We start from the raw sequence: 14,122 nt of genomic DNA on the forward strand, positions 1-14,122 counted from the left end.
ATGATCGATCCGCAGATGAACGCGTTGGTTCCCATGGTGGTCGAACAGACCAATCGGGGAGAGCGCGCCTACGACATCTATTCCCGCCTCCTTAAGGAGCGGATCATTTTCCTGGTTGGCGGTGTCAATGATGCCGTTTCCAGCCTGATCTGTTCCCAGCTTCTGTTCCTTGAGGCGGAGAATCCCGACAAGGAAATCTCCTTCTACATTAATTCCCCCGGCGGCTATGTGACGGCTGGCCTCGCCATTTATGACACGATGCAATATATCCGCTGCCCCGTGCAGACGATTTGCATGGGTCAGGCGGCCAGCATGGGGGCGCTGTTGCTGTCCGGCGGTGCCGCCGGCAAGCGGTTCGCCCTGCCGAACAGCCGAATCATGATCCATCAGCCCTCTGGCGGGGCCCAGGGGCAGGCAGCGGATATCGAGATTCAGGCGCAGGAAATCCTGCGGATGCGTCAGCGCCTGAACGAGATTTTCCAGTATCATACCGGCCAAGCGCTGGACGTGATTGAAAAGGCCGTGGAACGTGACAATTTCATGAGTCCGGCCGAGGCCAAGACCTTTGGTCTGATTGATGAAGTGATTGAGCATCGTCCCGGTGGTCTGTCGGGGGCGGCCTGATGGCTGTTTCGGCGTGACCAACGCGCGGCAGGGCATAAGTATGTATTGATCCTGTCGCTTTACGTGTTGTTGAATAGGCAGGCAGGGCGGTGCGTCCCGGCCTGCCGTGGTAGGCAGGTAAGGGCGCGCGTGAGAAGGACCGGCAGGCCCCTTGGGGCGGCACGCCGGCCCGGTATCGCAACCGCCCGTTCCAGTGGGATGCCCGTCAGGGCATTCCGGGTGCGCGGGTTGGGACCAAGCCGGGTTCCGGGCCACGCACCATCCGGTGATGTACGGAGCCCATATGACCAAGTCGACCGGCGGCGACAGCAAGAATACCCTCTACTGCTCCTTCTGCGGGAAGAGCCAGCACGAGGTGCGCAAGCTCATTGCCGGCCCCACCGTGTTCATCTGCGATGAATGCGTCGAGCTGTGCATGGACATCATCCGCGAGGAAAATAAGACCACGCTGGTGAAGTCCCGTGATGGGGTACCGACTCCGCGCGATATCAGTACGGTGCTGGATGACTATGTCATCGGGCAGGAGCATGCCAAGCGCGTGCTGTCAGTGGCAGTTCATAACCATTACAAGCGGCTGAACCACGGTGCGAAGCACAATGACGTGGAACTGGCCAAGTCCAACATCCTGCTGGTCGGGCCGACCGGTTCGGGCAAGACGCTGCTGGCGCAGACCTTGGCCCGCATCATCGATGTGCCCTTCACCATGGCCGATGCCACCACGCTGACCGAAGCCGGTTATGTGGGCGAGGATGTGGAGAACATCATCCTGAAGCTGCTGCAGGCTGCCGACTATAATGTCGAGCGGGCGCAGCGCGGCATCGTCTATATCGACGAAGTGGACAAGATCAGCCGCAAATCCGACAACCCGTCCATTACCCGTGACGTGTCGGGCGAAGGTGTGCAGCAGGCCCTGCTGAAGATCATGGAAGGCACGGTCGCCTCCGTGCCGCCGCAGGGTGGGCGCAAGCATCCGCAGCAGGAATTCCTGCAGGTGGATACGACGAACATCCTGTTCATCTGCGGCGGCGCTTTCGCGGGTCTGGAAAAGATCATCGCCACCCGTGGCAAGGGCACCTCCATCGGCTTCGGTGCCGATGTGCGCGGCCCGGATGAACGCCGGACGGGCGATATCCTGCGGGAAGTCGAGCCGGAAGATCTGCTGAAGTTCGGTCTGATCCCGGAATTTGTCGGTCGTCTGCCGGTGCTGGCGACGCTGCATGATCTGGATGAAGATGCGCTGATCGAAATCCTGGCCAAGCCCAAGAACGCGCTGGTGAAGCAGTATCAGCGCCTGTTCGAGATGGAAGACGTGAAGCTGTCTGTCCATGAGGAGGCCCTGCGCTCCATCGCCCGCAAGGCGATTGAACGCAAGACCGGTGCACGCGGTCTTCGCTCCATCATGGAAACCATCTTGCTTGATCCGATGTATGATCTGCCCGGCCTGCAGGGCGTGGAAGAGATCGTCATCAACAAGGAAGTGGTGGAGGGGCGCGCCAAGCCGCTCTACATCTATTCCGAACGGCGGAGTGAAGCCGCCCCCGGCGCGTAAGGGCCGGCTTTTCGGGTTAGAATGGAGGCCGTCCGGTGAGAACCGGGCGGCCTTTTTCTTTACCGGCTCCTGCTGGTCTTCTTGCTGGTCCCATTCTGGAACATTTTATGCCCGATTCCCGCCCCGGTTCCGTCCCTGACGTGCCATCGCTCTTTACGCCGGTGGCTTTGATCGCCGTCATGATTACGGTGGGGAGCTGGGGCCTGGCGTTCCCGGCGATCCGGGTTGCGCTGGATGGCATGGCCCCCCTGCCGCTGGCATCTGCCCGTTTCGCCCTTGCCGCCCTGGTCGCGATAGGGTGGTTGGCGATTCGGCGTCCGCCCCTGCCGTCCCGGGCCGATCTTCTCCGTTTTGCCGTCTGCGGTGGCTTGGGGATCGCGCTCTATAATATCTTGTTGAATTCCGGACAGCAGACGGTGGCCGCAGGGGCGGCCAGCTTCATCGCCAACGTGGCACCGGTTATCACCGTGATCCTGGCGGTGCTGTTCCTGAAAGAGCGATTCCGTGCCCTGGCCTGGGCCGGCATGGCGCTCAGCATGACAGGGGTAGGCGTTATCGCGACCGGCCAGCCCGGTGGGCTGCGTTTTGGCAGTGGCGCGATGCTGGTCCTGGGGGCGGCTTTCACGACTGCCTCCTATTTCGTGCTGCAGCGCCCCCTCGTGCGCCGCCATGGGGCCTTGAATGCCTCCGCCATCACCTTGCTGTTCGGCGCCCTGTGGCTTCTGCCATGGCTGCCTGACGGGGTGGCTCAGGCCATGACAGCGGAGCGGCGGGTGCAGGCGGCACTGCTGTTTCTGGCCCTGTTGCCGGCAGCCATCGGGTACGGTGCCTGGGCTATCGTGCTGGGCCATTTCGGCGCCGCGCGGGCGGCGAATTTTCTTTACCTGGTGCCGGTTGTGGCATCGCTGGCGGCGGTGCCCCTGGTGGGGGAGGTGCCGGGCTGGACAACGCTACTGGGCGGCGGCCTTGCGCTGGCGGGTGTTGCGATGGTGAACCGCCGCCCCTGACAGCACGGGGCTGGTATAGCGCAAAGAAAGGGCCACCGCCCGTTGCCGGGGGTGGCCAGGAGTGGGGGTGAGAAGCCGCTCGACCCCACCATGAGGAGAATGGGGCGGCGGGTCTTCCGGCGGGGAATCAGCCAGCCGGACAGACGGCGTTGGCCGGATTGGCGTCCAGCTTGATGTCAGTGAAGGTGACGGTCATCTTGCCCGTGGTGCTGAGGGCGACCGGTGCTTCAATCCTGTCCATCTTCGCGCCTGCGGCAGCGAAGCATTTCAAGGGAATCTTCACCACCGACCAGGCGCCGACCGTCGCCTTTTTCAGGGTGTCGGTGATATCCAGCGTTGCCGTACAGTCGGGGCCACAGGCCATCCCCATTATCACTGGGGCTGTTGGTGCGGCATCCAGGCGATAGCGCAGGGCGATGGTGACATCGCCATTGGATTGCCGGGACAGGTCGGTCGCCCGACCGGTAATGGCCAGCGTGCCGCGGCCGTTGCCCTTCCAGGTCAACTGCTTGGCATCTTCCTGGGCGGCGACATCCACGGAGCGCAGGGTCATCACCTGGCCGGGGCTGTCCGCGCTGGTGGTGGTGACGCGAAGGTCGCCCTTCTCATCCATCAGAGAAAGCGACCAGGGAGCCGCAGCGCGGCCAGCCCGGAAATAGATGCCCGCATTCTGCCGGGCCTCTGCCGGGACGCCAGATTCCTCCGGCAAGGTGCCGACCTTGGACTTATCCTTGTAGGTAAGGCCATAACCATAGGCGAAGAGCGGATTGTAATCGGCATCACCCCGGTTGACGGTGGTCTGCGCGGCTGTACGCGGCCAGGAGTAGGAGAGCTTGCCGGCGAAATCATGCTGAACCTTGCCGGCCTTGTCCGTGAACAGCACATCGGCAACGCCGCCACCCTCGGTTCCCGGCAGCCAGGCGGCGACAAAGGCATCGGAGGCGTTCAGTTCCGGGTTGACCCACATGGGTCGACCGGACAGGAAGACCGCCACGACCGGGATGCCCTGGTCCTTCAGCTTCTTCAGCAGAGCGAGATCCTGCTTCTGATCCGGCTGATATTCCAGCGTTTCCACGTCGCCCTGGAACTCGGCATAGGGTTCCTCGCCGAAGACGACAATGGCGACATCGGGCTTGGTCTTGTACTGGCCGGCAACGTCAAACTCCACGCTGCCGCCGGCGTCGGCCACGGCGTCGCGGATGCCGCCCAGGATGGAGGTGGCGCCCGGGAACTCGTCATTCCGATTGCCGGTGCCCTGCCAGGAGATGGTCCAGCCGCCGGACTGTTTGCCGATATTATCGGCCCCATCGCCAGCAACCAGCACGCGGGCCTTGGGGGACAGAGGCAGGGTGCCCTTGTCATTCTTCAGCAGAACCAGTGACTTGCGCACGGCTTCCCGACCGACGGCGCGATGTTCGGGGCTGCCGAGCGTTTCCAGACCCGGCAGACCGGGCCGGTCCTTGGGCGCCGGCTTTTCGAACAGCCCGGCCAGAACCTTGACGCGCAGGATGCGGCGCACCGCATCATCCAGGCGCGCCATCGGGATGGTGCCATCCTTCACCTGGGCCAGCGTATTCTCGTAAAGCTGCTTCCAGCTATCGGCGGCCATATACATGTCCAGCCCCGCAATCAGCGAGGTGGGGCAGTTGAACTTGGTGCAGCCCGGCACCTGATCATGCGCGTTCCAGTCGCCGACGATGAAGCCATTGAAGCCCATCTGCCCCTTCAGCACGTCGGTCAGCAACTGCTTGTGGCCATGGTGCTTGATGCCCTGCCAGGAACTGAAGGAGGCCATGACGGTCAGAACGCCGGCATCGATGGCAGGGGGGTAGCCAGCATTATGGATGCGGATCAGCTCATCTTCAGAGATGCGGGCATCGCCCTGATCACGCCCCTGATCGGTGCCGCCATCGGCCAGGAAGTGCTTGGCGCTGGCGACGATTCGGCCAGGCGCCATAAAATCCTTGCTGCCAAACTTGCCCTGCACGCCTTCCACAATGGCGGCGGAATAGGCGGCCACGATCTCCGGATCCTCGGAGAAGCCCTCATAGGTGCGGCCCCAGCGATCATCGCGAACCACGGACAGGGCAGGCGCGAAGGTCCAGTCGATACCGGTTGCGGCCATTTCCACGGCCGTCACTTCACCGATGCGGCGCAGCAATTCCGGATCATGGGTGGCGCCAAGGGCGATGTTATGCGGGAAGATGGTTGCCGACCCGATATTGCCGTGGCCATGCACGGCGTCGATGCCGAACAGGACAGGAATAGGCGTGTGACCGGGCCGCTTTTCCAGCGACACGCGATAGAAGGCGTCAGCAAGATCCAGCCATTCCTTTGGCGGCGCGCGGTCATCCCCGTTGGGGCCTGAATTGCCACCAGCCAGGATGGAGCCAAGCGGATATTTGCGCAGATCCTCCGGGGTGATGGTGCCGATATCGCCCTGAATGACCTGGCCGACCTTCTCCTCTACGGAGAGCTGCTTCAAAAGCGCATCCACGCGCTTTTCAACCGCCGGGTCGATCAGGCGCTGGGTGGCCGGTCGCGGCCATTTCTCGGGATGCAGAATGGCGGCTGGGGCTGCACCTTCCTGGGCAATGGCTGTGCTGGCATGGATGCCGCCACAGGTCAGGGCCACTATGCTGATGGAGCCGAGCAGGCGCAGCGCGCCCATGGATCGCCGTGCAGTCACCGAGTTTTCCTCCCTACTTTTGCGGCCTGTTATGGCCGATATCTGACATCGTTGTCACAGAGATGACATTGCCTGTCTCGTCTGTCAACGCCCCAAGCCCCCAGTCGCGCCGGGAAAATACCCCAGATATTTCTCGCATTTGCGAGATCGCAACGCACAAGTACCCTTTGCGGGTCGGAAAATGATTTCTTTGATGAAGGGTGAGAAAGGGCGCCCGTACCGATGAATAATCGGTCGGTCAGACAGAGCCAGAAGCGGACATGGACCTTGTAACAGCGATCATTCGATTAGGAAATCAAAAATCGGAAAAAATTGACAGCGATGTCAATTTCAGTTGACGCCATGTCGGGAATGAAGCAGGTAATAGGAAGCGGCATGACCGCACCAAAATCGAAAAGCGAATATTTCCTGGGAGGGAGAAGAGATGCCTGAGAAAAGCAGACTCGGAGTCTATCTACGCTCTGTTGCAACCATCGCGCTGGTGGGGATGCCGGCTGTGGTTTCCGCGCAGGAAGCCTCCAAGGATGTGCAGATGGAGGAGATCATCGTCACCGGCTTCCGTGCATCCCTGGCGGATGCGCTGCAGGTGAAGCGCAACTCCAACGAGATCATCGAATCCATCACTGCCGAGGATATGGGCAAGTTCCCGGACCAGAACATTGCAGAAAGCCTGCAGCGTCTGTCCGGTGTGCAGATTGATCGTAATAACGGCCAGGGCACCAAGGTCCGTATCCGCGGCCTGGACCAGAATGTCACCCTGCTGAATGACGAGATTTTCCTGACCGGTCTTGAAGTCTTCACCCTTGGGGAAGGGCAGGAGCGCAATACCGACAGTCTGGAAGGCGTGCCGTCGGAACTGCTGGGCGGTGTTGATGTCTATAAGTCACCCAACCCACGCCTGCTGGAAGGCGGTCTGGGCGGCATCATCAACCTGAAGACACGCAATGCCCTGTCGCTGGCACAAGGCATGACGCTGGCGGGCAACGTCCGTGGTGCCAAATCCGGTGGTGCCGATGGCGGATGGAAGCCCCTGGGGGCGGTCGCTGCCGGCTATAACTGGAATGACAAGGCTGCCTTGATCGGCACCTTCTCCTACGACAAGCAGAATATCCATACCGACGTTCTGGGCGGGCAGAATCGCGGTAACTGGCGCTTTGCCGAACGCGGTGACAAAGCGACCGTCACCCAGAATTACTATGCGCCGGAATATCGCTACGCCACCGACCGCGACCAGACCCGCGAACGGATCGGCGGTTCCTTGAGCGGTGCCATCCAGCTTAACGATGCCATGGAACTGTCGGGTGACTGGTTCCATTCTGAATCGGAAATCCTGACGTCCGAGGCATCGCTGAAATTCCCCTTCGCGGTGGAAAGCCCCGGCCTGGATACCAGCAAGCCTTATCAAATTGATGGCAATGGCGTGCTGTTGAGCGGCACGATGCGGGCGAATTCCGCCGAAGCCATCTCTTATGTTCAGAATGCCGAGGTGAAGGCGGATAATTTCGGCCTGCGGCTGAAATATGATGATGGCGGCAACTTCCGCGGTTCGGTGCGCGGCGCCTATGCCAAGGCCTCGATGGACAGCACCAGCGCCAATAATGATGTGCGTTACACCCAATATTCGGTGCCGACTGCTGATCCGACTAGCCCGACAGGCTTCAGTCATCAGCCGGCCAATCCGGCGGCGCCGGCCAGCTACCTGTTCACTTATGACAACGGTAACGGCAAGCTGCCCAACTTTGGCCTTGGCAGCACGCCCGACCTGTTCACCAACCCGGCCTATGGCTTCTTCAAGTCGCATTGGGTTTTCGGGGAGAATGCCGATCTGGAGAATTACTCGCTGCGCGCTGATGGCGAATATGATCCGGACTTCATCTCGGCTGGTAATGTTACGCTGAGCGGCGGCTACCGCTTCGCCTCCCGCGATGTGGATTATGTCCGTGGTCGCTATCTGGCCGATTATTCCGGCAAGGGCGAACTGGATGGCACGAAATATGGGCAGAAATGGACGCCCTACGGCTATTTCCAGGATGGTGCCATCGGTTACAAGTCCTGCGAATTGCCGGCCGGTACGCCGGGTATTCCGCGCGCCTGCGATAACCGCTTCGGCAATTCCCCGCCGCTGATCACGCCGTTCCAGACCTTCACCAATGCGCCGGGCCGTGTGGAAGAAATCAATAATTTCTCCGCCGGCAATGTGCAGGGCGGCAAGGTCCTGGTCCAGGATCGCAGCCAGATGAAGAATGGCGCCGCCTGGATCCAGGCGCTTTATCCGGACACCCCGTTCGCCTTCTATGCTGAACCGCTGGAAAGCTTCCGGGTGAAGGAGGAAACCCATTCCGGTTACATGATGGCCGATATCGGTGATCCGGGCGATGGCTATCACATCAATGTCGGTGCCCGCCTGATCCATACCAGCCTGACCGTGTACCAGAACCGCGCCACCGATCCTGACCCGGTCTATCTGGGCACCGATAGCTGGAATGGCGTGCTGCGGGACAGCGAAACCATCGCCAATAAACGCAGCTATACCGACATCCTGCCCAGCCTGAACATGGTGTTCGACCTGGATGAAGGACAGAAGGTGCGCTTCGCCGCTTCCCGCGTCGTGGCACGTCAGAACCTGTTCGATCTGGGCCGTGGTTTCCGGGTGGACTTCACCCGCAACCCCACGACCAACCTGTTCGAGGCGACCAACGGTTCGTCCGGTAATCCCGACCTTGACCCGTTCCGCGCGTCCCAGTTCGACCTTGGCTATGAATATTATTTCGGTCGCCAGGGCCTTGTGTCTGCCGTCGGCTTCTGGAAGGAAGTGGACAGCTTCATCACCACGGAGACCAGCCCGGAATTCGTCATGGATCAGGCAGGTGGGCGTGACGTGCCGATCCAGCGGCCGGTCAATGGTGAAGGCGGGCGTATCAAGGGCTTCGAACTGTCAGCCCAATATGCGTTCGATTGGGGTGTCGGCTTCAACGCCAACTACACCTATTCCGACAGCAAGTCGCCGACCGCCAATGATTTTGCTGACGGGTTGCCCATTCCGGGTGTCTCCAAGCACGCCTTCAACACCCAGGTCTATTACGAGGATTTCGGGTTTGAGGCGCGCCTGTCCTATACGTGGCGCAGCAAGTCCTTCGCAGGGAATTTCGGTTTCAGCGATGGGCCGGCCAACCGCACCCTTGGCATCTGGAACCGCTCTTACGGCCAGCTTGATGCGCAGTTGGCCTACCAGATCACCGATCAGATCGGTGTGACGCTGGAAGGGCTGAACCTGACCGAGAGCGATCCCAGCCAGTATCTGCAATATAAGAACCTGCCCTTCACCTACAGCACGGGTTCTCGCCGTATCATGGCGGGCGTCCGGTTCAAGCTGGATTGAGGGTAATTCTAACCGGGGCCGTCTGACGGCGGCCCCGGTTCGGTACATCGGAGTGATGGGGGCGGCAGTTCGCGACTGCCGCCCTTTTTTTGTAAACAGGATCAGGCCAGTGCCATCACGGCGCGGGGCTCGCGTGCCGCTTCTTCCAGGATGAAATCGGCAAATTGCTGGCATAGCGGGTCATCATCGCCGGCGGCCCCGCTGGAAACACCGATGCAGCCAAGATAAAGTGGGCGGGGTTCGGCCGGCACCAGCAGGGCGCGGGAGCCTTTATAGGCGCACAAGCCGGGCATGCCGGACATTTGCGGGTTGAAATTGGCCGACCAGATATCCGACCCGTACCCGATCTGCACCGCCGTATTGGCTTTGGCGAAGGCTGTACGGTCGGCAGTCAGGACGGTGCAGGGATCGGAATAGGACAGAACCACCCGACCCAGCGGGCTGATCAGGCAGAAAGAATAACGGCCCCGGGCCTTTTCCGCCGCAAAGCTGAAGAAGCGCGGCAGGAAACCGGCATTGAAATCCACGATGGTGACCGGCACGCCGGGGGTATCCTTGGCCGTACGGACCAGGGTTTGCAGGGGGGCAGGGGTCATCTTCGTTCCTGAATCTCGAATAATGGGAAAATGAATTATATAATGGAATAATGCGGTCGTCACGCCGGGACGATGCCGCGACAGGGCGTGATCGGTGCTTACAGCGCGGTGCGCCGGGCGATCTCATTCCGCTTGGCCGCAATTTCCGACTGGGCGCGCTGGACGGCCTCAAGCTCGGTTGCTTTCAGCAGATTTTCGATCACGGTCCCGAGATGGTTTTGCATGGCGGCACGGGCCCTGCGGGGATCGCGGGACCGCAGGGCCTCCACGACATCGCGATGCTCATCAATAGCGGGCCGCACGCCAAACTGACGGGACCGTTCCAGCATGTTCCGGCACAGGGGTGACTTGTGACGGACATCCCACAGCGCCTCCACCACCATGACGATGGCGCTGTTGCGCGTGGAGCGGGCCAAGGCGACGTGGAAACGCCGGTCCGCATGTTCGCCCATCACATTTTCCCGGTTTTCCAACGCCATTTCCTGGATGATCCGGTCCAACTCGTCCAGTTCCTCATCCGTGATGGTCGTGGCGGCAAGGGCGGCAGCTTCCCCTTCAAACAGACGCCGGGCCTCTGTCAGCTCAAAGGCCCCGATATCAAGGTCCGGTGCGGCTCCCTCCGGCGCGGCGCCCGTGACATAGATGCCGGACCCGTGCCGCGCCTCCACCAGCCCGCGGATTTCCAGCGCGATCATCGCTTCACGTACCGTCGGCCGGGAAACATTGAATTTTTCTGCCAGATCACGTTCGGATGGCAGACGCTGGCCGGATTTGTAAGTGCCGGACTCGATGGAAGCCGAGATGGCATTGGCCACATGCTGGTAGAGTTTGCGGGCGTCCGCTGTTGTCATGATTTTTCTTTGAGAGCTACCGGAGATGGTCGCGATGGCCTGATGCCCATCACGACCATCTTAGCCGAAGCCTGCCACAGGCGCCACACCACCAGCTTGTTATACCGGCTCAACTTTTCCCCGCTACGACCAACCGGACCGGGACGGATTTTGCGGCGGGCACCTTGCTTTTTTCTGCGTGCTGCCAAAGCGGGATCAAGGGATTGCATTCCGGATAATAGGCGGCGCAGCAGCCGGCCGGTATCTCATACGGCACGACGCGCAGGCCTGCGACGCGGCGTTCCACCCCGTCATCGGCCATGGTTTCCAGCGTCACGTCCTGCCCTTCCGTCACGCCCAGCCGGGCCATATCGTCCCGGTTCAGCAACACCACCATCCGAGTGCCCTCAATCCCCCGGAACCGGTCGCGATAGCCATAGATGGTGGTGTTGAACTGGTCGTTGCTGCGCAGGGTGATCAGGCGCAGCGCGCCCGGCACATCCGCGGCAAAGCTGGCGGACAAGGCTTTCGGCAGCTTGAAATTCGCCTTGCCGGTATTGGTGTGCCATTGACGCTCCCGTGCCGGCAGGGGCTTCTCAATCCCGCCCGGCTCCCCCAGCCTTGCATTGAAGTTAGCGAAAAGGTCGGGCCAGGTGGCGGCCATGGCATCGCGAACAAGGCTGTAATCATCGGCCCACCCGTCCCAGGGGACGTTGGGGTTGGGGGGCAGGCTGGCCTTGGCGATCTCCGCCACGATGCGGGGTTCCGACAGAAGATCGGCGCTGGCGGGCCGGGCGAACCCGCGGGACGCGTGGAAGCATGACGTGCTGTCCTCCACCGTCACGATTTGCCGTCCGGTGCGCTGTTCATCAATTTCCGTCCGGCCCAGGCAGGGCAGAAGATAGGCCACCTTGCCATTGAACAGATGGCTGCGGTTCAGCGTGGTGGCAATCTGCACCGTCAGGCGCATCTGCGGCCATGCCTGTTCCATCAACTGGGTTTCCGGCACCGCGCGCAGGAAATTGCCGCCCAGCCCGATGAACGCAGCGACGGTTCCCTTGATGATGCCTTCGCAGGCTTCCACCGTGGTCAGGCCCTTTTCCCGCGGCGGCTGGAACTGGTAAAGCGCGGCCAGCCGGTCCAGTGGCACCAGATCTGGATTATCGGCGATGCCCACCGTGCGCTGTCCCTGCACGTTGGAATGGCCGCGCACCGGGCAGATGCCGGCACCGGGCCGACCGATATTGCCCCGCATCAGCAGCAGGTTGACCAGCATCTGCACGGTATCGACCCCCAGCTTGTGCTGGGTCAGCCCCATGCCATAGATGCCGATGACCGCCTTGGCGCTGCCATAGGTCACCGCAGCCTGTTCCAAGGCCGCGCGGGTCAGGCCGGATTCCGCTTCCAGCGCCGGCCAGTCCAGGCGGCGCAGATATCCGGCAAATTCAGTGAAACCATGTGTGTGGCTGGTGATGAAGTCATCATCCAGCAGGGTTGCCGCCCCTGCCGCCCTTGCCTTGTCGTCCGCTTCCAGCAGCGCCTTGGCGATACCGGCGATGGCAGCAATATCACCACCGGCCCGGACCTGATGATATTGCCCGCTGATCTGGGTTTCCCCACCGGTCAACATCTGCACCGGATTTTGCGGGTTGGTGAACCGTTCCAGCCCCCGCTCCCGCAGCGGGTTGAAGGCGACGATGGCAGCCCCGCGCTTGGAAGCGCCCTGTAAAGGGTGCAGCATGCGCGGACTGTTTGAGCCCACATTCTGGCCGAAGAAGAAGATTGCGTCCGTTTCCTCGAAATCGGACAGGCGCACCGTGCCGACAGAGACGCCGATACTTTCCGGCAAAGCCACGGATGTACTTTCGTGGCACATGTTGGAACTGTCCGGCAGGTTGTTATTGCCGTAAAGCCGGGCCATAAGCTGGTACATATAGGATGTTTCCAGCGAGGCCCGACCGGAGGCATAAAAGACCGTCCGCTTGGGATCGACCGCCCGGATCGCCGCCAGCTCGCGCCCGATCTCGGCGAAGGCGTCGGTCCAGCTTACCGGCTCGTATCGGTCGGTGGCTGGGTTGAAGCGCATCGGGCTGGTCAGCCGCCCGGCGGCTTCCAGGTCGTAATCAGCCCAGCCCCGCATTTCCGTCACCGTATGCTGGGCGAAAAAGTCGGGATTGGCGCGGGCGGCCATATGTTCATGAAAGGTGGCTTTGGCCCCGTTCTCACAAAATTCAGCCGGGTGGGGATCGGCCGGCTTGGCCCAGGCGCAACTGACGCAGGCGAACCCATCCGGTTTGTTCTGATGGCGCAGCAGGTTCAGCACATCGGGCTGCTGGTCGCGCTTCAGCGCGTGGCGGAACAGGGACCGGACGGAGCCCCAGCCCCCAGCCGGGCCTGCATAGGGCTTGATACGGATATCGTCGGGCATGGCGTATCCCCTGGCGTCTGTGGCGATGGTGCGGTTGGCGTGCCTGGGTAACGCCCCCTGCCATAACCGGTTCCGACCTGTTGCCGGTTATGGCGCCACCACTGTCCATGCCCCTGCCCTGGGGAGAGCGTACCCGTTCAGCGTCCCTCCAGCAGGAAGGGGCGGGTATGGTCGATAAATTCCGCCAGGAAATCATGATGGGGCCAATGGCCGGCTTCCGGGATCATGGCCAGTTTCCCTTGCGGCAGCAGGCCAAGCGCCGCCTCATTGGCATCGGCCGGCAGCCAGCTCTGCCCGCCGCCGATCAGTAATGTGGGGCAGGTGATGGATGACCAGATGGAGGTCAGTTCCTCCACCCCGATCTGGGGCGGATAGGGTGCGCGCACATAATTGTCGAACTTCCAGCTATAGCTGCCATCCTCGTTCTGGTGCATGCCATGCAGGGTCAGGTGATGGGCCTGCTCCAGCGTCAGGCGGCGGTTTTCCGCCTGCATCCGGGCCGTGGCTTCGTCCAGAGAGGGGTATTTGCGCGGGGCGCGGGCGGACAATTCATGCACGGTCTTTTCCCATTCGCGGAACCGTTCATGCACGCCGATGCCGCGCTGAAGCTGCGACCATTGCCATGTCCCTTCCACAACAACCAGCCGCTCCACCAGTTCCGGATACAGGCCCGCCAGCATCATGGTTCCCGCACCGCCGAAGGAATGGCCCATGACATAGGCACGTCCACCGGCGCGCTGGCGCAGCAACTGCACCAGATCGCCCACCACATCGGTCAGCGTATACCCGCTGCCGGTGGCCCAGCCGGAATCACCGTGCCCGCGCAGATCGGGCGCCAGGATGTGGAAATCATTGGCCAGATGCTGCACCACCCAGTCCCAGCTCCGGCAATGGTCGCGCCCGCCATGGACCAGCAGCAGGGTGGGCCGGTCGGGCTGACCCCATTCCACATAATGCAGGCGCAGCCGGTTGGCGAAATAGAAGCGGGAAACAGGCTGGGACATCGAAACCACCTTCGGG

General features: G+C 61.7%; 9 protein-coding genes. 4 read left to right on the forward strand and 5 right to left on the reverse strand.

Going from position 1 to position 14,122, the window contains the following annotated elements; all coding sequences use genetic code 11:
* From clpP to G473_RS0109700, 3 genes are all read left to right on the forward strand, one after another.
* Positions 1-624 (forward strand): ATP-dependent Clp endopeptidase proteolytic subunit ClpP, encoded by a 624-nt coding sequence (clpP, locus tag G473_RS0109690; protein WP_029012937.1) that lies wholly within the window; start codon positions 1-3, stop codon positions 622-624.
* 283 nt (positions 625-907) lie between these two features.
* Positions 908-2,173, forward strand: a complete 1,266-nt coding sequence (clpX, locus tag G473_RS0109695) for an ATP-dependent Clp protease ATP-binding subunit ClpX (RefSeq protein WP_029012938.1) — start codon at positions 908-910, stop codon at positions 2,171-2,173.
* A 107-nt stretch (positions 2,174-2,280) separates the two neighbouring features.
* Positions 2,281-3,180: a DMT family transporter gene (locus G473_RS0109700; protein ID WP_051330096.1), complete on the forward strand. Its 900-nt coding sequence runs from the start codon at positions 2,281-2,283 to the stop codon at positions 3,178-3,180.
* A 127-nt stretch (positions 3,181-3,307) separates the two neighbouring features.
* Here G473_RS0109700 and G473_RS0109705 read toward each other — a convergent pair whose 3' ends face one another.
* Positions 3,308-5,869, reverse strand: a complete 2,562-nt coding sequence (locus G473_RS0109705) for a glycoside hydrolase family 3 protein (RefSeq protein WP_210163274.1) — start codon at positions 5,867-5,869, stop codon at positions 3,308-3,310.
* Positions 5,870-6,293: 424 nt separating this feature from the next.
* Here G473_RS0109705 and G473_RS0109710 point away from each other — a divergent pair, with 424 nt between their 5' ends.
* Positions 6,294-9,248, forward strand: coding sequence for a TonB-dependent receptor (locus tag G473_RS0109710; protein ID WP_035706443.1), 2,955 nt, complete (start codon positions 6,294-6,296; stop codon positions 9,246-9,248).
* Positions 9,249-9,349: 101 nt separating this feature from the next.
* On the opposite strand, the gene G473_RS0109715 is transcribed toward G473_RS0109710, so the two are convergent.
* The 4 genes from G473_RS0109715 to G473_RS0109730 all read right to left on the reverse strand — a co-directional run bounded on the left by G473_RS0109715 (position 9,350) and on the right by G473_RS0109730 (position 14,106).
* Positions 9,350-9,844: a hypothetical protein gene (locus G473_RS0109715; protein WP_029012942.1), complete on the reverse strand. Its 495-nt coding sequence runs from the start codon at positions 9,842-9,844 to the stop codon at positions 9,350-9,352.
* Positions 9,845-9,942: 98 nt separating this feature from the next.
* The gene (locus G473_RS0109720) at positions 9,943-10,695 is read right to left on the reverse strand and encodes a FadR/GntR family transcriptional regulator (protein ID WP_029012943.1); all 753 of its coding nucleotides are present in this window, start codon (positions 10,693-10,695) and stop codon (positions 9,943-9,945) included.
* A gap of 109 nt (positions 10,696-10,804) precedes the next feature.
* Positions 10,805-13,102 carry an FdhF/YdeP family oxidoreductase gene (locus tag G473_RS0109725; RefSeq protein ID WP_029012944.1) on the reverse strand — a complete coding sequence of 766 codons (2,298 nt, stop codon included), beginning with the start codon at positions 13,100-13,102 and terminating at the stop codon, positions 10,805-10,807.
* Between the two features lie 137 nt (positions 13,103-13,239).
* Complete coding sequence (locus G473_RS0109730; RefSeq protein ID WP_029012945.1) at positions 13,240-14,106, reverse strand: alpha/beta fold hydrolase; 867 nt, start codon at positions 14,104-14,106, stop codon at positions 13,240-13,242.
* Positions 14,107-14,122: the final 16 nt, after the last annotated feature.

It is taken from the genome of Niveispirillum irakense DSM 11586 (genome assembly GCF_000429645.1).
Lineage (GTDB): Bacteria > Pseudomonadota > Alphaproteobacteria > Azospirillales > Azospirillaceae > Niveispirillum > Niveispirillum irakense.

Bases quoted from the DNA above. Each gene is read 5' to 3' on its own strand.
- G473_RS0109715 (WP_029012942.1), bottom strand. From the start codon at position 9,844: ATGACCCCTGCCCCCCTGCAAACCCTGGTCCGTACGGCCAAGGATACC.
- clpP (WP_029012937.1), top strand. From the start codon at position 1: ATGATCGATCCGCAGATGAACGCGTTGGTTCCCATGGTGGTCGAACAG.
- G473_RS0109720 (WP_029012943.1), bottom strand. From the start codon at position 10,695: ATGACAACAGCGGACGCCCGCAAACTCTACCAGCATGTGGCCAATGCC.
- clpX (WP_029012938.1), top strand. From the start codon at position 908: ATGACCAAGTCGACCGGCGGCGACAGCAAGAATACCCTCTACTGCTCC.
- G473_RS0109730 (WP_029012945.1), bottom strand. From the start codon at position 14,106: ATGTCCCAGCCTGTTTCCCGCTTCTATTTCGCCAACCGGCTGCGCCTG.
- G473_RS0109725 (WP_029012944.1), bottom strand. From the start codon at position 13,102: ATGCCCGACGATATCCGTATCAAGCCCTATGCAGGCCCGGCTGGGGGC.
- G473_RS0109710 (WP_035706443.1), top strand. From the start codon at position 6,294: ATGCCTGAGAAAAGCAGACTCGGAGTCTATCTACGCTCTGTTGCAACC.
- G473_RS0109700 (WP_051330096.1), top strand. From the start codon at position 2,281: ATGCCCGATTCCCGCCCCGGTTCCGTCCCTGACGTGCCATCGCTCTTT.